Source organism: Streptomyces marinisediminis, from assembly GCF_026262575.1.
GTDB classification, from domain to species: Bacteria; Actinomycetota; Actinomycetes; order Streptomycetales; family Streptomycetaceae; genus Streptomyces; species Streptomyces marinisediminis.
Genome location: NZ_JAPKFL010000016.1, coordinates 89,506 through 113,398, shown reverse-complemented (window position 1 = coordinate 113,398; position 23,893 = coordinate 89,506). Strand labels below are relative to the sequence as shown.

The following is a 23,893-nucleotide window of genomic DNA, read 5'->3' as shown; positions in this document are numbered from 1 at the left end:
GGCCCCGGCCCGCGCGGCCGTACAATTCGGTCCCGAACGGTCACCCGCCGACGGAGGAATGCCTGTGCCCGGCCAGCGATCCATCACCGAAGCCGAGAAGCTGGTCGAGGAGAAGCTCGGCGGCATCCGCGTGCGGCGCGAGCAGATGGCCGTGGTGGCCAACATGCACCGCGCCGCCGCCGCCGTCCGGCAGCACCTGGAGAACTCCGTTCTGCGCGAGGCGGAGCTGACGTGGACGGCCTTCGTCGTCCTGTGGGTGGTGTGGATCTGGGGCGCATCGGAGACCCGCCGCGTGGCCGAGGAGGCCGGCATCTCCAAGGGCACCCTCACCGGCGTCGCCCGCACCCTCCAGACGCGCGGGCTCGTCCGGCGCTCCGGGCACCCCACCGACGGCCGGCTCGCCGTGCTCAGTCTCACCGAGGAGGGCGAGACGCTGATGCGACGGCTCTTCCCGGAGTTCAACGAGGAGGAGGCGTGGGTCGTCGGCCAGCTCAGCGACGAGGAGTGCCGCCGCACCGCCGACGTGCTGCGGCGCGTCGTGCTCCAGGTGGAGGCCCACGGGGAGGAGCGGCGCCTGGCCCTGCTGGACGGCGCCGCCCCGGCGCCCCGGCGCAGCGGGCGGCGTCCCCGCTCCTGACCGCGCCGGCCACCGCCCGCGCGAGCGCGGCGGACCCGGGCGGCGCCTCAGCCGCGTGCCGCCCGCGCGGCGCGCACCAGGGCGTCGAACAGGCCCTGCTGCGCCCGGTCGTGCGCCGCGGTGTCCTCCGGGTGCCACTGCACGGCGGTGAACCAGCCGGACGCGCCGGGCAGTTCGAGCGCCTCCACCGTGCCGTCGGCGGCCCGCGCGGCGACGGTCAGCCCCGCCCCCCGGCGGGCCACCCGCTGATGGTGGTAGCAGGAAGCGGCGACCGTCCCGGCGCCCGTCGCCCCGGCCAGCAGGGAGCCGCGGCACACCGTCACCGGGTGCACCCGGTGACGGTGCTCGCCGACCGGGCCGCCCATGTCCTGTTCCAGGGAGCCGCCCAGCGCGACGTTGACGACCTGCAGGCCGCGGCAGACGGCGAGCAGCGGCATCCCCGTGGCCAGCGCCCGGCGTGCCACCGCCAGGTCGAAGCCGTCCTGCACGTCGTCCACGTCGTAGACGCTCGCGTGCGCTACGGCCGCACCGTAGCGGTGCGGAGCCACGTCACCGCCGCCGGGCAGCAGCACGCCGTCGAAGCGGGCGAGCCGGGCGGCGACCTCGCCGGGGTCCGCCGTGCCGCCGGGGGCGTGCGGGTGGACGGTCACCGGTTCGCCGCCCGCCCGCCAGACCGCTTCCGCCAGTGCCCGGGCGGTCACCTCCGCGGCGTGGCGCAGCGCCGAGGCGGAGGCGGCGAAGCGCGCCGGGACCGCGACCAGGGGCCTCACAGCCGCACCCAGGTGGTCTTGAGCTCGGTGTACTTCTCCCACGCGTGGACGGACTTGTCCCGGCCGTTGCCGGACTGCTTCATCCCGCCGAAGGGCACGCTCAGGTCCCCTTCCTCGTAGCAGTTGACCCATACCGTGCCGGCCCGCAGGGCTCGGGACATCCGGTGGGCCGTGCTCAGGTCGGAGGTCCACACCCCGGCCGCCAGCCCGTAGTCCGTCGCGTTGGCCAGCGCCACCGCCTCGTCCGGCTCGTCGAAGACGAACACCGACAGGACCGGTCCGAAGACCTCCTCGCGGGCCAGCCGGGACGCGGGGTCGACCCGGTCGAACACGGTGGGTTCCAGGAAGCTGCCGCCCGTGCCGGTCAGGGTCCGCGCGCCCCCGGCGCGCAGCCGGGCGCCGTCCTCGCTCCCGGCTGCCACGCGGGCCAGCACGCGGCGCAGGTGGTCCTCGCCGACCAGCGGGCCCATCTCGGTCGCCGGGTCCAGCGGGTCGCCGACCCGCAGGGTGCGCGCCCGTTCCACCACGGCGTCGACGACGTGCTCGGCGACGGAGGAGTGCACCAGCAGCCGGGAGGGGGCGGTGCACATCTCGCCCTGGTTGAAGAAGACGCCCCAGGCGGCGGTCGCCGCGGCCCGTTCCAGGTCCGGGGCGTCGGGCAGGATGATGTTGGGCGACTTGCCGCCCAGTTCGAGCCAGACGCGTTTGAGGTTGGAGTCGGCCGCGTAGCGCAGGAAGTGCCGGCCCACCTCGGTGGACCCGGTGAAGGCCAGCACGTCCACCCCGGGGTGCAGGCCCAGCGCCCGCCCCGCCGTCGGGCCGTCGCCGCAGACGACGTTGAGGACGCCCGGCGGCAGCCCCGCCTCCTGTGCCAGCTCCGCCAGCACGAGCGCCGACAGCGGTGCGGACTCCGACGGCTTCAGGACGACCGCGCACCCAGCGGCCAGGGCCGGGGCCACCTTCCAGGAGGCGAGGGTGAGCGGGAAGTTCCAGGGCACGACCGCGCCGACCACCCCGGCGGGCTACCGGGTGACCAGGGCGAGCGAGTCCGTACCGGTGTGCGGGGAGGTGTCGGCGAGCTTGTCCGCCACCTGGCCGTACCAGCGGAAGGTGGCGGCCACCGCGCGCAGTTCGACCGCGCAGGCGTCGGTGATGGGCTTGCCCATCTCCAGGCTGACGGTCAGCGCGAGCCGTTCGCGGCACTCCTCGACCAGCTCGGCCAGGCGCAGCAGGACGCGGCCGCGGTCGGCGGGCGCCATCCGGGGCCACGGGCCTTGGTCGAAGGCCCGCCGCGCCGCCGCCACGGCGAGGTCCACCTCGGCGGCCCCGCCGTCGGCCACCTCGGCCAGCGTGCTGCCGTCCCGGGGGGAGACCACCGTGAACGCCGCCCCGCCGCCTGGCTCGGCCGCGCCGTCGATGTGGTGGTGGACGGGGTGGGCCAGCTCCCCGGCACGGCGCAGCCACGTGTCGTGGGTGGTCTCCAGCATGGGCGGTGCCTCCAACGCATTCGTTTGAGGCCAAACAATATTGCGTGCGGGCGGTACCGGCAAGGGCGGGCGCGCACGGGTCCCCGCGGCACCGTCCGACCCCAAAGGGGTGCGCTCGCCGTTCCGGCGCTCCTCCCCCTCCCGCCCCGTGGCCCGCGCCGCCCGCGCCCGGCCCCGGGCGCGCGGAGGCGTCCCTGGCATCTGGGCGGCCACGCGGGCGGGGTGCGTGCCGGACGCCCCGCGCCACGCCCGGCACTCCCCCGCACCCGCCCGTGTGGCACGGACCGGGTCGGTGCGGTGGGGTGGAAGGCGGCGCCGGGGTCAGCGCGGCGCGCCGGAGGCGACGGAAGGGCAGGTGCGGCAGTGACGGACGAGACGGACGCCGACGCGGTGCCGGGGCACATGCTGCGCGAGATCCACCGGCTCGCGCCCGAGGACCTGCCGACGCTGCTGCGCTCGCGCTGCGCCGCCATGGGTTTCAGCGACATCACCGTCTACCTCGCCGACATGCAGCAGCGGGTGCTGGTGGAACTCACCGAGCCCACGGAAGCGCACGCGCCGGCGCACCTGCCGATCGACAGCTCACTGGCCGGCTGGGCCTACCGCACGTCCTCCCCGCGCATCACCCGCGACGACGCCGGCCAGCTCACCGTGTGGATGCCGATGCTGGACGGCGTCGAGCGGTTCGGGGCGATGGCCTTCCAGACCGCCAGGCTGGATGCGGCGATGCTCGATCGCTGCCACTCCGTAGCCTCCCTGGCCACACTGCTCGTGCTGGACAAGGCCGCCTACAGCGACGTCTTCGGACGGCTGCAGCGCACCCGGCCGATGCGGATGCCGGCGGAGATGGTCTGGGCCCACCTGCCGCCCCGGACCGTGGGCAACGACCTGGTGACCTCCAGCGCGGTGCTGGAGCCCGCGTACGACCTCGGCGGCGACGCCTTCGACCACTCCCTCAACCACGGAGTCCTGCACGCCACCATCCTGGACGCCATGGGCCACGACCTGGCCGCCGGTATCACCTCGGCGGTCGGCCTGGCCGCGCTGCGGCACGCCCGCCACCAGGGCGCCGACCTGGCCGAGATGGCCGTCGGCATCGACACCACCCTCCAGGGCCTGTTCCCCGACCGCTACCTCACCGGTGTCTTCACCCGTTTGGACACCACCACCGGGCACCTGTCCTGGATCAACGCCGGACACCCCACGCCCCTGCTGCTGCGCCAGGCCCACCGCGTTCCGCAGGCCCTCCAGCGGTCGGCCGACCTTCCCCTCGGCACCGGCCTGACGGCCGGGCCCCGGTGGCAGGTCCACCACGCCCAACTGGAGCCGGGAGATCAGATCCTGCTGTACACCGACGGGGTTCCCGAGGCCCGCAACGCGGCGGGCGAGCAGTTCGGCGAAGACCGCTTCACCGACTTCGTCAACCGCGCGCTCGCCGCCGGTGAGGCCGCCCCCGAAGCCCTGCGTCGGCTGGTCCACGCCATCCTCGCCTACCAGCAGACCCCGTTGCACGACGACGCCACCCTCCTGCTGTTCGAATGGCACCCGTTCGCGAACACCGCCACCCGCAACGCGCTGAGCTGACGGGCGCCGACGCCCCCGGCACGTCGCTCGCGGCCCCCGGGGCGCCGGTCTGCCGACCCGGCGGGAACCCCGGCCGGTCGCACGCCCCGGCCCGGCGTCACCGGGCCCGAGCGGCGCCCCGGTGCCTCGGGACGGTCAGGCCGTCGCGCCGCCGGGCGGGCAGGGCAGGCTCAGGGGTCGCGCGGGTCCGCGGTGCGGGCGTCCGTGCCCGGACCCTTGGAACTGAGGAGCCGGGACGGGTAGCCGGCTTCGCGCAGCGGGCGCCAGATGTCCCGGTCGAGGTCGGGCAGGTAGCCGTTCGGGCCGGGGCGGCCAGGCGACGCCGGCGAGGCGACGCGGCTGCCCGCGGTCCCCGCCCGCCGGTGTGGGGGCCGGGCGAGGGGGTCAGGAGGCGGGAGCGCGCGGGGGGCTGTCGGGTTCGGCCCCCGCGGCGGTCGCGGTGTCCGGGGCGCCGGGGCGCGCGGCGAGCGCCGGGCAGCACGGAGTCCAGCGTCCACCGTCCCGGTCCCAGGGCGGCGATGAGGAGGAAGCACCAGCAGAACAGCGCCGCGGCCTCGCCGCCGTTCTCGATCGGCAGCAGGGCGCCGGGCTGGTGCTCGACGAAGTAGGCGTAGGCCATCGACCCGGAGCAGACGACGGCGGCGCTGCGCGCCCCCACGCCCAGCAGCACGAGCGTGCCGCCGGCGAACTGGATGGCGGCGGCCCACCAGCCGGGCCACTGGCCCGGGGTCGGGGGCGCGCCGGGGGTGCCGCCGAACACGCCGAACAGGGCGGCGGCTCCGTGGCAGGCGAACAGCAGTCCCACGACGGCGCGGAACAGTGCGAGAACGGTGTGGTCCCGGTGCTGGTACGGCGGCGGTGCCATGGCAGCCCTTCCCCGCGCCCGCCCGGCGGGCGGCGCGTGCACGGCCTGGGAGCGGTGGGGCGGTGACACGGGCGCCGGCGGCCTGGCGGCCGCCGGCGCCCGTGTCACCGGGTGCGGGGTCAGAAGGTGACGTCCGCGCAGGAGTAGAAGGCGTTGGCGGTGTCGTGGACGGTCCACACCCCGAGGATGAGGTGCCGGCCGGACTTGCCCGTCGGGACGGAGCCCTGGTGGGTCTCGTTGAACGCGGGCTGCCTGCCGCCCATGTGCACCGTCATGAACGGCTGCGGCTCCAGGTCGGCGCGGGTGAGGGGCTTGGCCGGGTCCCAGCCGTCCTTGGTGATGTAGTAGCGGAAGTCGGTGGTGCGGTGGGGGGCGGTCATCTTCCACTTGAAGGTGTAGCCCTGGCCCGGGCGGAGCTGCGTGGTGGGCCAGTCGCCGCCGCGGGGGTCGTCGAGCGCGGCGAAGGTGTTGTTGCCCGCCGAGCAGATCTTGCCGTCGGCGGGTCCGGCGGCCGGGAAGCCCTTGAGGCCTTCGACGCTCTGCGGTTCCCACTGGATCGCGCCGCAGTTGGACACGGTTCCGTCGGCGCAGTACGCCTGGCGGCTGGTGGGGGCCTGGCTGTAGCCGTGGCCCTGGGCCGAGCCGCCGGCGACCAGGACCGTGCTGGCCGCGGTGCCGAGGGCTACCAGGGCCGTGGTGAGCTTCTTGCGCATGCCTCACTCCTGAACATGGGGCCTGAAATCACGGGAGTTCGACGTCGGTTGAGCAGGTCTAGACCAAGCTGACCGTAACTGTGGGTGTCCGGCATGTCCAGGCCAACGACGCATGGATTCCGGCCGACCGGCGCTTCGGGACTGCGAACCGACAGGCGCCCCGCCGGCGTCACGGGCTGTGCGCTCCCGCCGCCCCGACGCGCTCACCGCGCAACGGACGAGCGTCTGGCGCACGCACCCGGCGAGGGCAAGGCGTTGCGCACGGGAGGCCGGGGCGGGCACCGGGCCACGGAAGCGGCGGCGGCGCGGACTTGAGAACCCCCGCGAGCAACCAGCCGTGACGGCAGGACCCTTGCCGCGGACTCCCGGCTGTGCCATATATGTCTAGACCATTACTGGCACACCCTGGCGAACGGAGGCCCGCCGTGCGACGGACGGTTCACCTGGCCGCCCTGCTGCTGGCCGCCTCGCTGGCGCTGACCGCCTGCGCGGCCGGAGCCCGGGAGGGGCGGCCGCGCGGCCCCGAGGCACCGGCCGGCCTGACCGTGCACGCCGGCACGGCCACGTCCGTGCACGTGATGTGGAACCGGGCGGACGCCGGGGAGGACGTCAGCGGCTACGAGGTCTACCGCGACGGCGAGCGCGTCACGCAGGTGCCCGGCGAGAAGTACATGGTGGACGTGGACGGGCTGCGGCCCTCCTCCCGGTACACCTTCACCGTCCGGGCCAAGGACGGCGAGGGCAACCTCTCGCCGTCCAGCAGGGAGGTCACCGTCACCACGCTGCCCGACCACCAGGACGAGACGCCCCCCACCCGGCCGGAGGACCTGCGGGCGCGGGCGGACGGCTCCCGCGCGGCCACGCTCACCTGGCGGGAGGCGTCCGACGACACGGGCGTGACCTCCTACGACGTCCTGCAGAGCGGCACCACGATCCACAGCGTGGCCGGCGACTCCACCACCACCCTCATCACCGGGCTGCGCCCGGGCACGGAGTACCGGTTCACCGTCCGGGCCAGGGACGCGGCCGGCAACGTCTCCCCCGCCAGCGCCACCGCCACGCTCACCACGGCCGAAGGAGCCGGCGGCGGCGAGAACACCGCGCCGACCGGCTTCCGGGCCGTCGCGGACGGCGACGGGCAGCACCTCGAACTGTCCTGGGTGCCACCGGACACCGGCGTGCGGACCACCGAGTACGAGATCCACCTCGACGGGGAGTTCGCCACGACGCTGGTGTGGGACACCTCGGCGTCCGAGGAGCGGGTCACCCACCGGCTGCACGTCGGTGGCGCACCGGGGACCCGGCACACCGTCAGGATCCGGGCGAAGCTGCCCGACGGGCACTGGGGCGCCTTCACCCCCGAGCGCGCCGTCACCACGGCGACGCCGTCCGGCTGACCCACGCGCCCGCCACTCCCCCACCGGCCCCGCCCGCAAGGAGCCCCCATGACCCGCCCCCGGAGCCCGCGCCGCCGTACTTTCCGTGTCGCACCCGCCGCCACCCTGTTCGGCCTCGGCCTCGCCGCGCTCGCCGTGCCGCCGGTCAGCGCCGACGCCCCGGCGGCCGAGCCGCCCCTGGTCAACGGCGGCTTCGAGAGCGGCGACCTGAGCGGCTGGTCCTGCTCGGGTGACTCCCGCGCGGACGCCGACGCCCCCCGCACCGGCCGCCACGCCCTCACCTCCGTCCCCGGCGCCCAGGACACCGCCCCCTGCCACCAGGTGGTGGACGTCGTACCGGGCCACCGGTACACCGTCAGCGCCTGGGTCCGGGGCGGCTACGCGGCACTCGGCGTCCAGGGCGAAGGGGTGGCCGCCTCCCACTGGGCCGGCGGGGCCGAGTGGACGCCGGTGAGCACGGGCTTCACCGCGGGCGCGGACACCCGCGCCGTCACCGTGACCGTCAGCGGCTGGTACGGGGCGGGCCCGATCGGTGTGGACGACGTCGCCCTCACCGGAGACGAGGCGCCGCCGCCCCCGGCGCCCACCCCCACCCCGACACCGACGCCGACACCGACACCGACACCGACCATGCCGCCCGGCCCCGAGCCGACGCCCCCCGCTCCGACGCCGACCCCCTCCGGGCCGGGGGACACCGTGACCGTCACCGACGGCGCCGAGCTGAAGGCGGCCCTGGCCGCGGCGGTGCCCGGCCGGACGATCCGGCTGGCGGACGGCACCTACCGGGGCAACTTCAAGATCACCCGCCCCGGCACGGCCGAACGCCGCGTCACGCTGACCGGTTCGCCCCGCGCCGAGCTCGTCACGCCCAACGCCGGCGGCGGCTACGGGCTGCACGTGAACGGGGCGAGCCACTGGACGATCCACGGGATCACCGTCACCGGCGGCCAGAAGGGCATCATGGTCGACGCCTCCGACCACGTGGTCATCGACTCGGTCACCGTGCACGGGCTCACCATGGAGGGCGTGCACTTCCGCAACTCCAGCAGCCACGGCGTGCTGCGCAACTCCCGCATCCGCGACACCGGCACGGCCGGGAACGGCATGGGCGAGGGCGTGTACGTCGGCTCCGCGAACACCCTCACCGACCGCAGCGACCACGTCCGCATCCTCGACAACGTCATCGGTCCCCGCGTCGGCGGCGAGAACGTCGACATCAAGGAGGGCACCACCGGCGGGGTCGTCTCGGGCAACACCTTCTACGGCGACGGCCTCACCGGCGCCCACTACGACGACTCCTGGGTGGACGTGAAGGGCAACGGCTACCTCATCGAGGGCAACAGCGGTCACGGGACCCTCCAGGACGGCTACCAGACGCACAGCCAGCGCCCCGGCTGGGGCTGCGGCACCGTCTTCCGCGCCAACCACTCCGACCTGACCGGCGCGCGGGGCAGCGGCCGGTACGCCTTCGACATCACCCACCACGACCCGCGCTCCTGCCCGGTGACCGTCGCCGGTGACAACACCGTCGTCGGGGGCGACGGCCTGGTGAACCCGGGCATCCCGATCGGCTGACACCGGCCTTCGGTCCGCGGAAAACGGAGCCGTCCGGCAGGTGTGAAAGCCGCCCCGGGGGGCACCCACCGCGCCGTGACCCACGTGCCCGGACCGGCGGAGGAGACTTCCACATGGGGATGCGGACCTGGATCCAGGACTGGCCCGTCTACCGGCAGCTCACCGGCGCCGATCCCCTGGGCCGCGGGGCGGCCGCCACGTCACCGACCACGCGCTCCCTCACACCGCGCACCGAGAGCGCCGACCGGGTGGTGAAGTCCGTGTGCCCCTACTGCGCCGTGGGCTGCGGGCAGAACGTGTACGTCAAGGACGAGCGGGTCGTCCAGATCGAGGGCGACCCCGACTCGCCCGTCAGCCGGGGCCGGCTGTGCCCCAAGGGCGCGGCCTCCCTCCAGCTCACCACCGGCGACGCCCGCCGTCACGAGGTGCTCTACCGGCGCCCCCACGCCCGGGACTGGGAGCGCCTGGACCTGGACACGGCGCTGGACATGGTGGTCGACCGCGTGCTGCGCACCCGCGCGGAGAACTGGCAGCAGGAGGACGAGGGCCTGCGGGTCAACCGCACCCTGGGCATCGCCAGCCTGGGCGGAGCGACGCTGGACAACGAGGAGAACTACCTCATCAAGAAGCTCTTCACGGCGCTGGGCGTGGTGCAGGTGGAGAACCAGGCCCGGGTCTGCCACAGCTCCACGGTCGCCGGGCTCGGCACCTCCTTCGGCCGCGGCGGGGCCACGACGTTCATGCAGGACCTGCAGAACTCGGACTGCATCGTCATCGAGGGCTCCAACTTCGCCGAGGCCCACCCCGTCGGCTTCCAGTGGGTGATGGAGGCCAAGGCGCGCGGGGCCAAGGTCATCCACGTCGACCCGCGCTTCACGCGCACCAGCGCCCTGGCCGACCTGCACGTGCCGATCCGGGCGGGCACCGACATCGCCTTCCTCGGCGGCATCATCAACCACGTCCTCAGCGGCGGCCACGAGTTCCGCGAGTTCGTGCTGGAGTACACCAACGCCGCCACCATCGTCGGTGAGGAGTTCCGCGACACCGAGGACCTGGACGGCCTCTTCTCCGGTCTGGACGAGGAGGGCGGCAGCTACGACGTGCACACCTGGCAGTACGAGGGCGCCAGCGTCCAGGCCGCCTCGGGCAAGCGCGACGAGCTGTACCACGAGCGGTCGGGCCCGGGGAGGAACAGCTCCTCCTCCGGCGGCGCGGAGTCGCACGGGTCCGGTGGCGCGGCCATCTCCGGCGAGCAGCACGAGGACCGCACGCTGGAGCACCCGCGCTGCGTCTACCAGATCCTCAAGCGCCACTACGCCCGCTACACGCCCGAGATGGTCGAGGAGACCTGCGGCATCCCCAGGGACGTGTTCGCCGAGGTGTGCCGCGCGCTGGTGGAGAACTCGGGCCGGGACCGCACGAGCGAGTTCGTGTACGCCGTCGGCTGGACGCAGCACACCGTCGGCGCCCAGTACATCCGCACGGCCTGCATCCTGCAGTTGCTCCTGGGCAACATGGGACGGCCCGGCGGCGGCATCCAGGCGCTGCGCGGCCACGCCAGCATCCAGGGCTCCAGCGACATCCCGACGCTGTTCAACCTGCTGCCCGGCTACCTCCCCATGCCCCACGCCCACGCCCACGAGGACCTGGACGCCTTCGTGGAGGGCGTGCGGACCAAGAAGGGCTACTGGGCCAACATGCGTTCCTACGCCGTGAGTCTGCTCAAGGCGTACTTCGGCGAGGCCGCCACCGCCGACAACGACTTCTGCTTCGACCACCTGCCCCGGCTGACCGGTTCGCACAGCACCTACGACACCGTGCTGGCCCAGTTGGAGGGGGTGTGCAAGGGCTACTTCCTGATGGGCGAGAACCCGGCCGTCGGCTCGGCGAACGCCAAGATGCAGCGGTTGGGCATGGCCCGTCTGGACTGGCTCGTCGTGCGCGACTTCTCGCTGATCGAGTCGGCCACCTGGTGGAAGGACGGCCCCGAGATCGCCACCGGCGAGCTGCGCACCGAGGACATCGCGACCGAGGTGTTCTTCTTCCCCGCCGCCTCGCACACCGAGAAGTCCGGGTCCTACACCAACACCAACCGCATGCTCCAGTGGCACTTCGCGGCGAAGGAGCCCGACGGCGAGGCGCGCAGCGACCTGTGGTTCATGTACCACCTGGGCCGGCGGATCAGGGAGCGGCTGCGCGGCTCCACCGACCCCAAGGACCGCCCGCTGCTCGACCTCACCTGGGACTACCCCACCGAGGGCCCCCTGGCGGAGCCCTCGGCCGAGGCGGTGCTCGCCGAGATCAACGGCTACGCGGCCGACGGCACCCCGCTGTCCTCCTACGAGCAGCTCACCGACGACGGCTCCACCTCCTGCGGCTGCTGGATCTACTGCGGGGTGTACGCCGACGGCGTGAACCAGGCGGCCCGCAAGAAGCCGCACACCGAGCAGGACTGGATCGCGGCCGAGTGGGCGTGGGCCTGGCCCGCCAACCGCCGCATCCTGTACAACCGCGCCTCCGCCGACCCCGACGGCCGGCCCTGGAGCGAGCGCAAGGCGCTGGTGTGGTGGGACGCGGAAGCGGGCCGATGGACCGGGCACGACAACCCCGACTTCATTGCCGACCGGCCCCCGTCCTACCGGCCCCCCGAGGGCGCCGAGGGGCCGGACGCCCTCAGCGGCACCGACCCGTTCATCATGCAGGCGGACGGCAAGGCGTGGCTGTACGCGCCGGCCGGGCTGATCGACGGTCCGCTGCCCACGCACTACGAGCCCCAGGACTCCCCGGTGCGCAACCCGCTCTACCCCGCCCAGCAGCGCAGCCCGGTGCGGCAGGCGATCTCCTCCGAGCACAACCGCTTCCACCCCAGCGGCGGCCTCCCCGGCAGCGACGTCTACCCGTACGTCGTGACGACCTACCGGCTCACCGAGCACTTCACCGCGGGCGGCATGACGCGCTGGTCGCCCTACCTGGCCGAGCTGCAGCCGGAGTTCTTCTGCGAGGTGTCCCCGCAGCTCGCGGCCGAGCGGAATCTGGAGCACGCCGGGTGGGCGACGCTGGTGAGCGCGCGCGGCGTGATCGAGGCGCGGGTCCTGGTCACGCAGCGGATGGCGCCGCTGACCGTGCAGGGGCGCACCGTCCACCAGATCGGCCTGCCCTACCACTGGGGGCCCAACGGCTACTCACGCGGTGACGCGGCCAACGAGCTGTCGGCCATCGCACTCGACCCGAACGTGCACATCCAGGAGGTGAAGGCGCTGACCGCCGACATCAGGCCGGGACGCCGGCCACGCGGCCCCGCACTGCTCGACCTGCTCCACTCCTACCAGGAACGGGCCGGCGTCACCGAGCACACCGGAACGGAGGTGCGCGGATGACGGACACCAGCCCCGCCCCCGGCTCCCTCGTCGGCCGCAACCTGCTCGCCGGCGTCGAGCCCGATCCGGCGGGCGACGCCGGGCACGCCGACGCGCCGCAGCGCATGGGGTTCTTCACCGACACCTCCGTCTGCATCGGCTGCAAGGCGTGCGAGGTCGCCTGCAAGGAGTGGAACGCCATCCCCGAGGACGGCCTGGAACTCACCGGCATGTCCTACGACAACAGCCAGGGCCTGGGCGCCTCCACCTGGCGGCACGTGGCGTTCATCGAGCAGAACAAGCCGCTGGGCCACGCCCAGACCGCCGTCGACCACAGCGACGTGGACGTGTTCGCGCTCGCCGCCCAGGGCTCGGGGACCCCGCCCGCCGAGGCGGCGATCACGCCCACCACCCCGGCGCCCGAGGGCGCGCCCTCCCCCGACGGGCGCACCGAGCTGCGCTGGCTGATGTCCTCCGACGTGTGCAAGCACTGCACGCACGCCGCCTGCCTGGACGTCTGCCCGACCGGATCGCTGTTCCGCACCGAGTTCGGCACCGTCGTGGTGCAGGAGGACATCTGCAACGGCTGCGGCTACTGCGTGCCCGCCTGCCCGTACGGGGTGATCGAGCAGCGTCCCGGCGACGGCCGGGCCTGGAAGTGCACGCTGTGCTACGACCGGCTCGGCGCGGGGCAGGAACCCGCCTGCGCCAAGGCGTGCCCCACCGACTCCATCCAGTTCGGCCCGCTGGAGGAGCTGCGTGAGCGGGCCGCCGGGCGGGTGGCGCAACTGCACGCGGCGGGCGTCACCGACGCCCGGCTGTACGGCGAGGACCCGCAGGACGGCGTGGGCGGCGACGGCGCGTTCTTCCTCCTGCTGGACGAGCCCGAGGTCTACGGACTGCCGCCGGACCCGGTCGTCACCACGCGGGACCTGCCCTCGATGTGGCGGCACGCCGGTGCCGCCGCCGCGACCCTGCTCGGCGGCCTGGCCGCCGTCTTCGCGGCCAGCGGACGACTGCCGGGGAGGCGTCGATGAACAGCGGTGACGTGACCCGGCAGGGCATCCGGGGCGAGCGGCCACCCCGCCAGGCCCTGGTCGGCCAGGGCCTGGACGGGGCGCGCCCGGACGGCCGGAGCGCGGACGGCCGCGCGGGCGGCCGCCGGCGGCGGCGCGGGCGCAAGGGCGAGCAGCTCATGGTGCCCGAGGCGGAGTTCTCCTCCTACTACGGCAGGCCGGTCATCAAGGCCCCCGCGTGGAGCGCCCGGGACATCGCCGGGTACTTCTTCCTCGGCGGTCTGGCCGGGGCGGGCTCCGTGCTGGCCGCCGGAGCCGCGCTGACCGGGCGGCCCCGCATGGCGCGGGCCATGAAGATCTCCTCGCTGGCCGCCGTCTCCGGCTCCACGGGGCTGCTCATCCACGACCTCGGCAGGCCGGGCCGGTTCGCCAACATGCTGCGGGTGGTCAAGCCGACGTCCCCGATGAGCGTCGGCTCCTGGCTGCTGGCCGCCTACGGCCCGGCGGCCGGCGCCGCCGCCGTGCTCGACGTGTGGGGCCGGCTGCCGCGCCTGGAGCGCACCGCGACGGGGGCCGCGGCGCTGCTGGGTCCCGCGGTCGCCGCCTACACCGCGGTACTGGCCGCCGACACCGCCGTGCCCGGCTGGCACGACGGCTACCGGCAGATGCCGTTCGTCTTCACCGGCTCGGCCGCGGTGGCGGCCTCCGGCATGGCGCTGGCCGCCGCACCGGTCCGGGAGAACGGCCCGGCCCGGGGCGCCGCGGTCTTCGGCGCGGCGGTCGAGGTGGCCGCCACGCAGACCATGGAGCGCCGGATGGGGCTGGCGGCCGAGACCTACCGCACCGGCACGGGCGGCAGGTACCTGCGCGCCGCCACGGCGCTGTCCGTGGCGGGCGCGGCCGGCGCCGCGCTGCTGGGCCACCGCAGCCGGACGGCGGCGGCCGTCTCGGGCGCGGCGCTGCTGGCGGCCTCCGCGTGCACCCGCCTCGGCGTCTTCCACGCCGGGATCGCCTCGGCCGAGGACCCCCGGTACACGGTCGTGCCCCAGCGCGAGCGGCTGGAGCGCCGCCGCGCGCGGGAGCGGGAGCAGGCGGACGGCGCGCCGGGCCAGGAGGACACCGGCTCCTGACGCGGGCCGGGAGGCGGGCGACGCGACGCGGGGCCGCCGGGACCACTTCCGCACGGCGTGCCGTGGCAGCGCGGTGTGACGCCCAGTGGCCAGGCGCCCTCCGCGCGGGGCGCCCGGCCGCTGGACGTGCGTACGCCCGGTGGCCGGACGTCAGCCGCGCAGGGACGCCAGGGCCCGGAGGGGCCGTGCTCAGCGGTTGCGACGCTGGGTGAAGCGGAGCATGTTGCCGGCCGGGTCGCGGAAGGCGCAGTCGCGGACCCCGTACGGCTGGTCGATCGGTTCCTGCAGCACCTCGGCGCCGGAGGCCCGGACGCGCTCGAACGTGGCGTCGCAGTCGTCGGTGGCGAAGATCACCCCCCGCAGCATGCCCTTGGCCAGCAGCTCGGCCATGGCCTGCTGGTCCGCCGGGGAGGCGTCCGGGTTGGCCAGGGGCGGTTCGAGCACGATCTCCACGTCGGGTTGCGACGGCGCGCCCAGGGTGACCCAGCGCATCCCCTCGAAGCCGACGTCGTTGCGCACCTCCAATCCGAGCGCGTCCCGGTAGAAGGCGAGCGCCTTGTCGTGGTCGTCCACGGCGATGAAGCACTGCGAAAGCTTGATGTCCATGCCGCTCACGCTACGGCCGGACCGGGGCGCCCGGCTTCTCCGTTCCTGACCGGCCGCGTGAAAACCTTGGCCACGCAGGCCGGGATCTCGGCGCCCTGGCCGTGGTCGCGCGCCCGGTACGCGCTGGGGCTCTCCCCCACCAGCGCGGTGAACCGCGTGCTGAAGGACCCCAGCGACGTGCAGCCGACCGCGCAGCAGACCTCCGTCACCGACAGGTCTCCCCGGCGCAGCAGCGCCTTGGCCCGCTCGATCCTGCGGGTCATCAGGTAGCTGTAGGGCGTCTCCCCGAAGGCGGCGCGGAAGCTGCGCGAGAAGTGCCCGGGTGACATGTGCGCCGCCCGGGCCAGCGCGGGAACGTCCAAGGGCTCCGCGTAGTCGCGATTGATCAGGTCGCGCGCCCGGCGCAGGTGAGCGAGGTCCGCCAGCGTCATCCCACCAGCATCACACGGGCCGCCGACAGCGTCGCGCCCGACGGCCCGGGGGCGCGGGGCTGCGCCGGGCTCGTCGGGGCTCGTCGGGGCCTTCCGTCCACGCCGTGTGCCCGGGATGCGCCCGTTGGGGTGAGGGGGCGGGAGCGGGTGGCCGCAGGGCCGTGCGCGCCGGGCGGGACGGCTCGGTCACGGCCCGGGGGCGCGGCGTGGGGCGTGGTCGGCCGCCGGTCCCCGGCCCCGCTCCTGCGGTCTGCGGACCCGTTCCGCGCTCGGTCGGGTTCGCGGGCCTCGCCCGTCACAGCCGGCCGCGGGCGCGGCGCGGTGGTGCGGTGCGGCGCCGTGGGAGCGCGCCGGGGCGCTTCCCACGGCGCGGGCCCGGGGGCGGGCAGACGCGGGTCAGGCGCCGACGTAGGCCGCGAGGTGTTCGCCGGTGAGGGTCGAGCGGGCGGCGACGAGGTCGGCCGGAGTGCCCTGGAAGACGACGCGGCCGCCGTCGTGGCCGGCGCCGGGACCGAGGTCCACGATCCAGTCGGCGTGTGCCATGACCGCCTGGTGGTGCTCGATGACGATGACCGACTTCCCGGAATCCACGAGCCGGTCGAGCAGGCCGAGCAGTTGCTCGACGTCGGCGAGGTGCAGGCCGGCGGTCGGCTCGTCCAGGACGTAGACGCCGCCCTTGTCCGCCATGCGGGTGGCCAGCTTGAGCCGCTGCCGCTCGCCGCCGGACAGCGTCGTGAGCGGCTGGCCGAGGGTGAGGTAGCCCAGGCCGACGTCGGCGAGCCGGCCGAGGATCCGGTGCGCTGCCGGGGTGCGCGCCGGTCCGGCGCCGAAGAACTCCTCGGCCTCGGCCACCGGCATCGCGAGCACCTCGCTGATGTCGCGGCCGCCGAGGTGGTGCTCCAGCACCGCTGCCTGGAACCGCTTCCCCGCGCACTCCTCGCAGGTGGTGGCGACCCCGGCCATCATGGCCAGGTCGGTGTAGAGGACGCCCGCGCCGTTGCAGGCGGGGCAGGCGCCCTCGGAGTTGGCGCTGAACAGCGCCGGCTTGACCCCGTTGGCCTTCGCGAACGCCTTGCGGATCGGGTCGAGCAGCCCGGTGTAGGTGGCCGGGTTGCTCCGGCGCGAGCCGCGGATCGCCCCCTGGTCGATCGCGACCACGCCGGCGTCGGCGGGCATCTCCCCGTGCACGAGCGAGCTCTTCCCGGAGCCGGCGACCCCGGTGACGACGACGAGCACCCCCAGCGGGATGTCGACGTCCACGTCGCGCAGGTTGTGCGCCTTCGCGCCCCGGATCTCCAGCGCGCCGGTGGGCGTGCGCACCGTCTCCTTCAGGGCGGACCGGTCGTCGAGGTGCCGGCCGGTGAGGGTGCCGCCGGCCCGCAGCCCCTCGACGGTGCCCTCGAAGCAGACGGTGCCGCCGGCCGTACCGGCGCCGGGGCCGAGGTCGACGACGTGGTCCGCGATCGCGATCGTCTCCGGCTTGTGCTCCACGACCAGGACCGTGTTGCCCTTGTCGCGCAGCCGCAGCAGCAGGTCGTTCATGCGCTGGATGTCGTGGGGGTGCAGGCCGATCGTGGGCTCGTCGAAGACGTAGGTGGCGTCGGTGAGCGCGGAGCCGAGGTGGCGGAGCATCTTGACGCGCTGGGCCTCGCCGCCGGAGAGCGTGCCCGAGGGGCGGTCCAGCGAGAGGTAGCCGAGGCCGATCTCCACGAAGGACTCCAGCGTCCGCCGCAGCGCGTCCAGCAGCGGGGCCACCGACGGTTCGCGCAGGCCGCTGACCCAGTCGGTCAGATCGCTGATCTGCAGGGCGCAGGCGTCCGCGATGCTGACCTCGCCGATGCGCGAGGAGCGGGCCGCTTCGCTGAGCCGGGTGCCGCCGCACTCGGGGCAGGGGGTGAAGGTGACGGCCCGGTCCACGAACGCGCGGATGTGCGGCTGCAGCGCCTCCCGGTCTTTGGACAGGAACGACTTCCGCACCTTCGGGATCAGCCCCTCGTAGGTGAGGTTGACGCCCTCGACCTTCACCTTGGTCGGCTCCCGGTGGAGGAAGTCGTGCAGCTCCTGCTCGGTGAACTCGCGGATCGGCTTGTCGGGGTCGAGGAAACCGGACTCGGCGTAGGTCCGCACGGTCCACCAGCTGTCGGACTTCCAGCCGGGGATGGTGAACGCGCCCTCGGAGATCGACTTCGAGGCGTCGTAGAGCTGGGTGAGGTCGAGGTCGGAGACCGTGCCCCGGCCGTCACAGTGCGGGCACATGCCGCCGACGCGGGTGAAGGTCTGCTTGACGGTCTTGCGCTCCCCGCGCTCGACGGTGACCGCGCCGCTGGCCCGGACCGAGGGGACGTTGAAGGAGAACGCGTTGGGCGGGCCGACGTGCGGCTGCCCCAGGCGGCTGAAGAGGATGCGCAGCATCGCGTTGGCGTCCGTGGCGGTGCCGACGGTGGAGCGCGCGTCGGTGCCCATCCGCTGCTGGTCGACGATGATCGCGGTGGTCAGCCCCTCCAGGACGTCGACCTCGGGGCGGGCCAGCGTGGGCATGAAGCCCTGCACGAACGCGCTGTGCGTCTCGTTGATCAGCCGCTGCGACTCCGCGGCGATGGTGTGGAAGACCAGCGAGCTCTTGCCCGAGCCGGACACCCCGGTGAACACGGTCAGCCGGCGCTTGGGGATCTCGACGCTGACGTCCCGCAGGTTGTTCTCGCGGGCGCCCCGCACCCGGATCACGTCGTGGCGGTCCGCGGTGTGCGCGGCGGAGGGGCGGGGGCCCGTTCCGGCGGCCTTGCTCATCGTGTCTCCCTCTGTGCCGGGCGGACGCCGTCGGTACGACGGCCGCCCCTGGTGATCGTGTGTCCGCCCCGCGGGGTGGGACGAGCGCCGCCCGTGGCGGAGCCGGTCAGCGCCGCCGGGCCGGGTGCCCGGCGGCCGCGTGACGGCGGAAAAGCGGGCGTCGGACGGTCCGGCGCGGGTCCGGCGTCCCCTGGGCGGCGCCGGTGCCGTGGGCACCGCTCCGTGGGGGCCGCGCCCGGGCGTGCTCGTGCTGCCGTCGGCGGGCCCCGGCGGGTGCGGAGCCGCAGGTGCCGGGGCGCGGCCGTCGGGGCGTCCCGACCGGTGTGCGCGGGCGCGCGGGAGCAGCCATGACGCTCACGCTAGCGGCGCCCCGGCCGGGGCGCTTCTTCGATCCTGACCGGATGCGGGGACGCCGTCGCTGCCACCACCGTGCCCGGGCGGGCGCCGGCCGCGCGGGCACGGTGCTGCGTGGCCTCTCCCCCGGTGGAGGCGCAGGTCGGCGGGGGGCGGGGGGCGAGCGGTGCCCGCCCGGTGTGCGGCGTCCGGCGGCACGTGGGGCCGCGTGAGCCCCCGGCCCCGCGCCCGGGCGGTGGAGGGGGCGGAATCCGGGCGTCCGGGGCGGCTACCGGTGGTGGCCGTCGCCGTCGAGCGGGTCGTGGCCCCAGTTCATCAGGGAGTAGCGCCAGGGCGAGGTGCGCACGTCGCCGGAGGGGCGCTGGGCGAGGTGGCGGTGGACGTAACCGGTCACCTTGCGCATGTGGGCCAGGTCGTCGTCGGTGAGGTCGCCCTTCTTCTTGCGCTTGAGTTCCACGATGCGGCGACCGGAGGCGTGGCCGGTGCTCTCCGCACCGGCGGAGGGCTTCTGGCCCACGCCCCGGGAGGCGTCGGTCTCCAGCCAGCGCTCCAGCTCGGTGGGCGTCATGTTGACCGCGTCGTGGAACCGCGCGATCGTCTCGTCGCGCTCCGGTGCGGCCGCCATCGCTAGCGGTCCTTCTTCCGGCGCAGGGCTCGGGGCCTGTGCACGGCGCGGCGACCGGACTTGTCGCTCTCCACCTCGTACTGGGGGTCTTCGGGGGAGGCGTCGACGGTGCGACCCGCGGCGCGGACGCGTTGGGTGATCTTCTTCTTCACCCGGCCGGGGACGTCGCTGCCGTGGCTGGACCAGGTGACCTCGTCGCCCTTGCGGAACTCGTCGTCCTTGGCCATGGGGCCCTCCGGCGGCTGGGAGCGGTGCTGCGGTCAAGGCCGGGGTTTCCGCGCGACCGTGGACGAAACGCGCCGCTCGCGACGCGGTCGGTCAGGGAACGGCTTCGGTGAGGACCGCCGCGGCCTCGGGGCGGGTGGTGCCGGTCCAGCTCCCGAGCGAGATCTCGGCGGTGATGCCGGGGCCGAACCCGGCGATCAGCCCGCGGGCGTCGGGCTGGACGGAGCCCTCGGCGAAGAGCCGGTCCAGGGCGTCGAGTACGACGCAACTGGCGATGTTGCCGCGTTCGGTGAGGGTGGCGCGGCTGTGGCGGTACAGGAGGGGGTCGACGTCCAGCAGGCTGCACAGGTCGTCCAGGATGCGGGGCCCGCCGGCGTGGACGATGTGGAAGTCCAGGTCGGAGACGTTCCACTCGTGGCGCGCGGCCAGCTCGCGCAGGGCGGGGGCGAGCATGTGCATCGTGGTGGGGACGCGTTTGTCCAGGCGGAAGTGGAAGCCGGTGTCCTTGACGGCGTAGGAGATCCACTCCTCGGTGTCGGGGACCAGGTGCGAGCCGTTGCGCTCCAGATGGACGCCGTGTCCGCCGCGACCGCGCACCACCGCCGCGGCGAGGCCGTCGCCGAAGAGGCCGTTCGACAGGAGCGAGCCGACGTCGAGGTCGCTGGGCTGGTAGCACAGGCTGCAGAACTCGCACGCGACGATGAGCGCGTTGGCGTCGGGGTAGGCGGTGCAGAAGTCCTGGGCCCGGTTGATCGCCGCGCCGCCGGCCGCGCAGCCGAGCTGGGCGATCGGGAGCTGGCGGGTGTCGGAGCGGAAACCCATCTGGTTGATCAGCCACGCCGTCATGGAGGGCATCGCGAAGCCGGTGCAGGAGACGTAGATCAGGAGGTCGATGTCCCGTACGCCGAGCCCGGCGTGGCCCAGGGCGCGGCGGATGACCGGTGGGGTGCGCCGGGCGGCCTCGCGGGCGTAGACCTGGTTGCGGGCCTCGAAGCCGGGGTGGCGCAGGGTCTCCTCGATGGGCTGGACCAGGTGCCGGGTGCGCACGCCGGTGTTCTCGATCAGCCGGAGCACGAGCGGGAGCTGGGGGTGGTCGGCGTGGACGGAGCGCGCCAACTGGAGCGTCTCCGCCATGGTGATCACGTGTTCGGGTACGGCGACGGCGGGTCGGCACAAGGTGGGCACGGCGCTCTCCTGGGGCGGGCTGCGGGGTGGTCGGGGTGTTACCAGGTCACGGGCAGTTCGAGCGGGTAGCGCCAGATCGAGCCGGTGTTCCACCTGACGTCCTCCGCCGGCACGGCGAGCGCCAGGCGGGGGAAGCGTTCGAGGAGGGTGCCGATGGCGACCTGGAGTTCCATGAGCGCCAGCGGCGCGCCGATGCAGTGGTGGGCGCCCCAGCCGAAGGTCATGTTGCGGGCTCCGTCGCGGCGCAGGTCGAGCGTGGCGGGATCGGGGTAGACCTCGGGGTCGCGGTTGGCCGCGAGGTAGGAGACGTGCACGAGGTCACCGGCCCGGATCGTCACGTCGCCCAGCCGCACGTCCTCGGTGGCCACCCGGGGGATGCCGACGCCCTTGCGGAAGGGGATGTAGCGCAGGAGCTCCTCCATGGCCTCGGGGAGCAGGCCGGGGTCCCGGCGCAGTTCGGCGAGGTGCTCGGGGTGGGTGAGCAGGGTGTAGGTGATGTTGCTGATCTGGTAGGTGCTGGTGTCGTGCCCGGTCATGAGCAGCACCATGGCCATGACGGTCAGCTCGTGGTCGTCGAGCATCTCGTCGTCCACGCGGGCGGTGGCGAGCACGCTGATGAGGTCCTCGCCCGGGTTCTTGCGCCGCCGGGCGGTCAGGTCGGCGAAGTAGGCGCGCAGCTCGGCCTTGGCCTCGGTGGCCGCCTGCCGGGTGGCGGCGCCGGTGGCGGTCATGGTCACCGCGCGCTGCCGCAGCTCGGGCCGGTCGGCGGCGGGGATGTCCAGCACTTCGCAGATGGTGGTGAGGGGCAGTTGCGTCGAGAGGTGGTGGACGAGGTCGGCGGGCGGGCCGCCGGCGGCCATCTCGTCCAGCAGGCCGTCGACGATGTGCTGGGTGGCGGGGCGCATGGCGGCCACCTGGCGCTTGGTGAAGGCCTGCGCGACCAGGCCGCGCAGCCGGGTGACCTGGGGCGGGTCCATGAGGTTGATCGACTCGGACTGGACGATGGGCTCCGGCGTCATGCGCGGGAAGTCCCGGCCGCGTACGGCGGCCCGGCTGAACCGCCGGTCCGTGGTGACGGTGCGGACGTCGGCGTACCGGGTGACCAGCCAGGCCTCGCCCTCGCCGTGGGCCATGCGGATGCGGGCGACCGGGTCGTTCGTGCGGAGGTCCTCCAGGAGCGGATCGCACTCCAGGGCCTCGGCGAAGTCGAACGGGCAGGACCAGACGGCGCCGGGGGTGTTCACGGGTGCTCCCATCAAGGTGGTCGAGATCGCGGGGCACTGTGGTTCTGTCCGCTGGCGGCTCGCCTGATGTGGGGGGCCGGGATACTTCGCTCGAATAGTGGGGCGTGGGAAGGCCAGGTGGGCGGGGTACGCACGCCCCGGGCGCACCGGTGTGCGGGTCGCGCCCGGCGCGCGCGGGTGCGGGGTCGACGGGTCGGACGGGGCGGGTGGTGCGGGTGGGCCGCAACGCCTCGGCGAGCGCGGGCGGCCACGGACCGAGGGCGGGGGGCGCGAGGCACCCGGAGGGAGACGGGTACGAGAACGAGGACACGCACGGGCACGTGCCGATGTTTTGTATGACGTTTCATGGCCAGCTCTTGAATAGGTAGTACCTGTCGCGTAACTTCCCGTTCCGGTCTGCGGTAGGGAGAGAGTGGTCATGGAAGCGATAGAGCCCGCCTACGGGACGGCGGTACTGCTGCTCATCGCGGCGGGCGCGGTGGCGCTGCTGCTGTTCCTGATCATGAAGGTGAGGTTGCACGCCTTCGTGGCGCTCGTCGGCGTCAGCGTGGTCACCGCGGTGGCGGTCGGGTTTCCCCTGGCGGACGTCCCCGATGTGCTGATGTTCGGGTTCGCCGACACCCTGGGGTCGGTCGCCCTGCTGGTGGCGTTCGGCGTGATGCTCGGCCGGCTGCTGGAGGTGACCGGCGGGGCGCAGGTGCTGGCCGACACGCTGATCGGCCGGTTCGGGGAGAAGCGCGCTCCCCTGGCGCTGGGCGTGGCGGCGCTGGCGTTCGGCTTCCCGATCTTCTTCGACGCCGGGCTCGTGGTGTTCTTGCCGATCATCCTCACGGTGGCGCGGCGGTTCGGCGGGTCGCTGCTGCTGTACGCGCTGCCCGCGGCGGGGGCCTTCGCCGCGATGCACGCGATGGTGCCGCCGCACCCCGGGCCGGTCGCGGCCACCGAGCAGCTCGGTGGCGAGATCGGGGTCACGCTGCTGGTGGGCCTGCCGGTCGCCGTGGCGGCCTGGTACGTGGGCGTCTACCTGGTGTCGCGGGTCCTCGGGGCCCGGGTGCGGGTGTCGGTGGCGGACGCGGTGTTCGGCCGGGTCCGCGACGCGCGCGGGCGCGCCGGGGAGGAGGAAGAGCGGGGAGAGCCGGGAGAAGAGGACGGGGTGCTGCTCGGGCGGACACCGCCCTCGTTCGGCACCGTCCTGGCGCTCCTGCTGCTGCCACTGGTGCTGATCTCCTTCGACACGGTGCTGAACACGCTGGGCACCGCGGGGGTGCTGGACGCCGAGAGCGGGGTGCCGGCGTTCCTGGGTCTGCTGGGCGCGACGCCGGTCGCCCTGCTGATCACGGTGGTGGCGGCCGTGCTGGTGCTGGGCAGGCCGCGCACGTCGATGACGGGGGTGCGCTCGATCGTGGACGAGGCGCTGGCCCCGATCTGCGCGATCATCCTCATCACGGGTGCGGGCGGGATGTTCGGCGGGGTGCTGGAGCTCAGCGGCATCGGCGACGCGCTGAGCTCCTCGCTGTCGGGCCTGGGCTTCTCGCTGATCGTGCAGGCGTTCGTCATCGCGACGCTGCTGCGGGTCGCCCAGGGCTCGGCGACGGTGGCCCTGACGACGACGGCCGGGCTCATCGCCGGGGCCGTGGGCGAGGCGGAGCTGGGCAGTGTGCAGATCGCGCTGCTGGTGGTGGCGATCGCGGCCGGCGCGACGGTGCTGTCACACGTGAACGACTCGGGCTTCTGGCTGGTGAGCCGCTTCTTCGGCATGGACGAGAAGACCACGCTGAAGACGTGGACGGTGCTGGAGACGACGCTGGGCCTGTCGGCGTTCGTCCTGGCGCTGGGGGTGTGGGCCGTGGTGTAGCGGGGCGCGGGGGCGGTGTGCCCCCGCGCCCGGCGCCCCTGGGGCGAGCGC

Annotated in this window: 17 protein-coding genes and 3 pseudogenes; 9 read left to right on the top strand and 11 right to left on the bottom strand. The window is 74.2% G+C overall.

The window, feature by feature from the left end; all coding sequences use genetic code 11:
* The first annotated feature begins 64 nt into the window (after positions 1 to 64).
* A complete protein-coding gene (locus OSB71_RS15185) occupies positions 65 to 637 on the top strand; it encodes a MarR family winged helix-turn-helix transcriptional regulator (RefSeq protein WP_265948519.1) in 573 nt (190 codons plus the stop codon).
* A gap of 47 nt (positions 638 to 684) precedes the next feature.
* On the opposite strand, the gene OSB71_RS15180 is transcribed toward OSB71_RS15185, so the two are convergent.
* Together OSB71_RS15180 and OSB71_RS15175 are read right to left on the bottom strand one after the other, a co-directional pair.
* The gene (locus OSB71_RS15180; protein WP_265948516.1) at positions 685 to 1,407 is read right to left on the bottom strand and encodes a gamma-glutamyl-gamma-aminobutyrate hydrolase family protein; all 723 of its coding nucleotides are present in this window, start codon (positions 1,405 to 1,407) and stop codon (positions 685 to 687) included.
* Positions 1,404 to 2,894 (bottom strand): annotated as a pseudogene (locus OSB71_RS15175) (aldehyde dehydrogenase). Before OSB71_RS15175 ends, OSB71_RS15180 begins: the two are co-directional and overlap by 4 nt.
* A 363-nt stretch (positions 2,895 to 3,257) precedes the next feature.
* On the opposite strand from OSB71_RS15175, the gene OSB71_RS15170 reads away from it, so the two are divergent.
* Complete coding sequence (locus tag OSB71_RS15170; protein WP_265948514.1) at positions 3,258 to 4,478, top strand: PP2C family protein-serine/threonine phosphatase; 1,221 nt, start codon at positions 3,258 to 3,260, stop codon at positions 4,476 to 4,478.
* 445 nt (positions 4,479 to 4,923) lie between these two features.
* Here OSB71_RS15170 and OSB71_RS15165 read toward each other — a convergent pair.
* Positions 4,924 to 5,343, bottom strand: a pseudogene (locus OSB71_RS15165) (DoxX family protein); the annotation flags it as partial.
* Positions 5,344 to 5,462: 119 nt separating this feature from the next.
* Positions 5,463 to 6,056: a lytic polysaccharide monooxygenase auxiliary activity family 9 protein gene (locus OSB71_RS15160; protein WP_265948513.1), complete on the bottom strand. Its 594-nt coding sequence runs from the start codon at positions 6,054 to 6,056 to the stop codon at positions 5,463 to 5,465.
* Between the two features lie 425 nt (positions 6,057 to 6,481).
* Between OSB71_RS15160 and OSB71_RS15155 the strand changes: the two genes are divergently transcribed.
* The 6 genes and pseudogenes from OSB71_RS15155 (at position 6,482) to nrfD (ending at position 14,530) form a co-directional block, all read left to right on the top strand.
* The gene (locus OSB71_RS15155; RefSeq protein WP_265948511.1) at positions 6,482 to 7,453 is read left to right on the top strand and encodes a fibronectin type III domain-containing protein; all 972 of its coding nucleotides are present in this window, start codon (positions 6,482 to 6,484) and stop codon (positions 7,451 to 7,453) included.
* 48 nt (positions 7,454 to 7,501) lie between these two features.
* Positions 7,502 to 7,951, top strand: a pseudogene (locus OSB71_RS15150) (carbohydrate binding domain-containing protein); the annotation flags it as partial.
* 132 nt (positions 7,952 to 8,083) lie between these two features.
* Positions 8,084 to 9,028 carry a right-handed parallel beta-helix repeat-containing protein gene (locus OSB71_RS15145; RefSeq protein WP_265948585.1) on the top strand — a complete coding sequence of 315 codons (945 nt, stop codon included), beginning with the start codon at positions 8,084 to 8,086 and terminating at the stop codon, positions 9,026 to 9,028.
* A 113-nt stretch (positions 9,029 to 9,141) separates the two neighbouring features.
* Entirely contained in the window at positions 9,142 to 12,405 is a 3,264-nt protein-coding gene (gene fdh / locus OSB71_RS15140) for a formate dehydrogenase (RefSeq protein ID WP_265948509.1), read from the top strand.
* The gene (locus tag OSB71_RS15135) at positions 12,402 to 13,421 is read left to right on the top strand and encodes a 4Fe-4S dicluster domain-containing protein (RefSeq protein ID WP_265948507.1); all 1,020 of its coding nucleotides are present in this window, start codon (positions 12,402 to 12,404) and stop codon (positions 13,419 to 13,421) included. Before fdh ends, OSB71_RS15135 begins: the two co-directional genes overlap by 4 nt.
* On the top strand, positions 13,418 to 14,530 hold the full coding sequence (nrfD, locus tag OSB71_RS15130) for an NrfD/PsrC family molybdoenzyme membrane anchor subunit (protein ID WP_265948506.1): 1,113 nt from the start codon (positions 13,418 to 13,420) through the stop codon (positions 14,528 to 14,530). The genes OSB71_RS15135 and nrfD overlap by 4 nt, the downstream gene beginning before the upstream one ends.
* Positions 14,531 to 14,719: 189 nt before the next feature.
* Here nrfD and OSB71_RS15125 read toward each other — a convergent pair whose 3' ends face one another.
* From OSB71_RS15125 to OSB71_RS15095, 7 genes are all read right to left on the bottom strand, one after another.
* Positions 14,720 to 15,136, bottom strand: a complete 417-nt coding sequence (locus OSB71_RS15125; RefSeq protein ID WP_265948504.1) for a VOC family protein — start codon at positions 15,134 to 15,136, stop codon at positions 14,720 to 14,722.
* 5 nt (positions 15,137 to 15,141) lie between these two features.
* The gene (locus tag OSB71_RS15120; RefSeq protein WP_265948502.1) at positions 15,142 to 15,567 is read right to left on the bottom strand and encodes a helix-turn-helix transcriptional regulator; all 426 of its coding nucleotides are present in this window, start codon (positions 15,565 to 15,567) and stop codon (positions 15,142 to 15,144) included.
* A gap of 396 nt (positions 15,568 to 15,963) precedes the next feature.
* A complete protein-coding gene (locus tag OSB71_RS15115; RefSeq protein WP_265948501.1) occupies positions 15,964 to 18,354 on the bottom strand; it encodes an ATP-binding cassette domain-containing protein in 2,391 nt (796 codons plus the stop codon).
* 622 nt (positions 18,355 to 18,976) lie between these two features.
* Positions 18,977 to 19,333, bottom strand: coding sequence for a DUF3140 domain-containing protein (locus OSB71_RS15110; protein WP_265948499.1), 357 nt, complete (start codon positions 19,331 to 19,333; stop codon positions 18,977 to 18,979).
* 2 nt (positions 19,334 to 19,335) lie between these two features.
* Positions 19,336 to 19,560, bottom strand: coding sequence for a hypervirulence associated TUDOR domain-containing protein (locus OSB71_RS15105; RefSeq protein WP_265948498.1), 225 nt, complete (start codon positions 19,558 to 19,560; stop codon positions 19,336 to 19,338).
* Positions 19,561 to 19,651: 91 nt separating this feature from the next.
* Positions 19,652 to 20,743, bottom strand: a complete 1,092-nt coding sequence (locus OSB71_RS15100) for a type III polyketide synthase (protein WP_265948496.1) — start codon at positions 20,741 to 20,743, stop codon at positions 19,652 to 19,654.
* A 38-nt stretch (positions 20,744 to 20,781) separates the two neighbouring features.
* The gene (locus OSB71_RS15095) at positions 20,782 to 21,999 is read right to left on the bottom strand and encodes a cytochrome P450 (RefSeq protein ID WP_265948495.1); all 1,218 of its coding nucleotides are present in this window, start codon (positions 21,997 to 21,999) and stop codon (positions 20,782 to 20,784) included.
* A gap of 406 nt (positions 22,000 to 22,405) precedes the next feature.
* Between OSB71_RS15095 and OSB71_RS15090 the strand changes: the two genes are divergently transcribed.
* Positions 22,406 to 23,842: a GntP family permease gene (locus OSB71_RS15090; protein ID WP_265948494.1), complete on the top strand. Its 1,437-nt coding sequence runs from the start codon at positions 22,406 to 22,408 to the stop codon at positions 23,840 to 23,842.
* Positions 23,843 to 23,893 lie beyond the last annotated feature (51 nt).

Excerpts from the sequence above, each read along its gene's own strand:
- OSB71_RS15160 (WP_265948513.1), bottom strand. The coding sequence starts at position 6,056 with ATGCGCAAGAAGCTCACCACGGCCCTGGTAGCCCTCGGCACCGCGGCC.
- OSB71_RS15145 (WP_265948585.1), top strand. The coding sequence starts at position 8,084 with ATGCCGCCCGGCCCCGAGCCGACGCCCCCCGCTCCGACGCCGACCCCC.
- fdh (WP_265948509.1), top strand. The coding sequence starts at position 9,142 with ATGGGGATGCGGACCTGGATCCAGGACTGGCCCGTCTACCGGCAGCTC.
- OSB71_RS15135 (WP_265948507.1), top strand. The coding sequence starts at position 12,402 with ATGACGGACACCAGCCCCGCCCCCGGCTCCCTCGTCGGCCGCAACCTG.
- nrfD (WP_265948506.1), top strand. The coding sequence starts at position 13,418 with ATGAACAGCGGTGACGTGACCCGGCAGGGCATCCGGGGCGAGCGGCCA.
- OSB71_RS15125 (WP_265948504.1), bottom strand. The coding sequence starts at position 15,136 with ATGGACATCAAGCTTTCGCAGTGCTTCATCGCCGTGGACGACCACGAC.
- OSB71_RS15120 (WP_265948502.1), bottom strand. The coding sequence starts at position 15,567 with ATGACGCTGGCGGACCTCGCTCACCTGCGCCGGGCGCGCGACCTGATC.
- OSB71_RS15115 (WP_265948501.1), bottom strand. The coding sequence starts at position 18,354 with ATGAGCAAGGCCGCCGGAACGGGCCCCCGCCCCTCCGCCGCGCACACC.
- OSB71_RS15110 (WP_265948499.1), bottom strand. The coding sequence starts at position 19,333 with ATGGCGGCCGCACCGGAGCGCGACGAGACGATCGCGCGGTTCCACGAC.
- OSB71_RS15105 (WP_265948498.1), bottom strand. The coding sequence starts at position 19,560 with ATGGCCAAGGACGACGAGTTCCGCAAGGGCGACGAGGTCACCTGGTCC.
- OSB71_RS15095 (WP_265948495.1), bottom strand. The coding sequence starts at position 21,999 with ATGGGAGCACCCGTGAACACCCCCGGCGCCGTCTGGTCCTGCCCGTTC.
- OSB71_RS15090 (WP_265948494.1), top strand. The coding sequence starts at position 22,406 with ATGGAAGCGATAGAGCCCGCCTACGGGACGGCGGTACTGCTGCTCATC.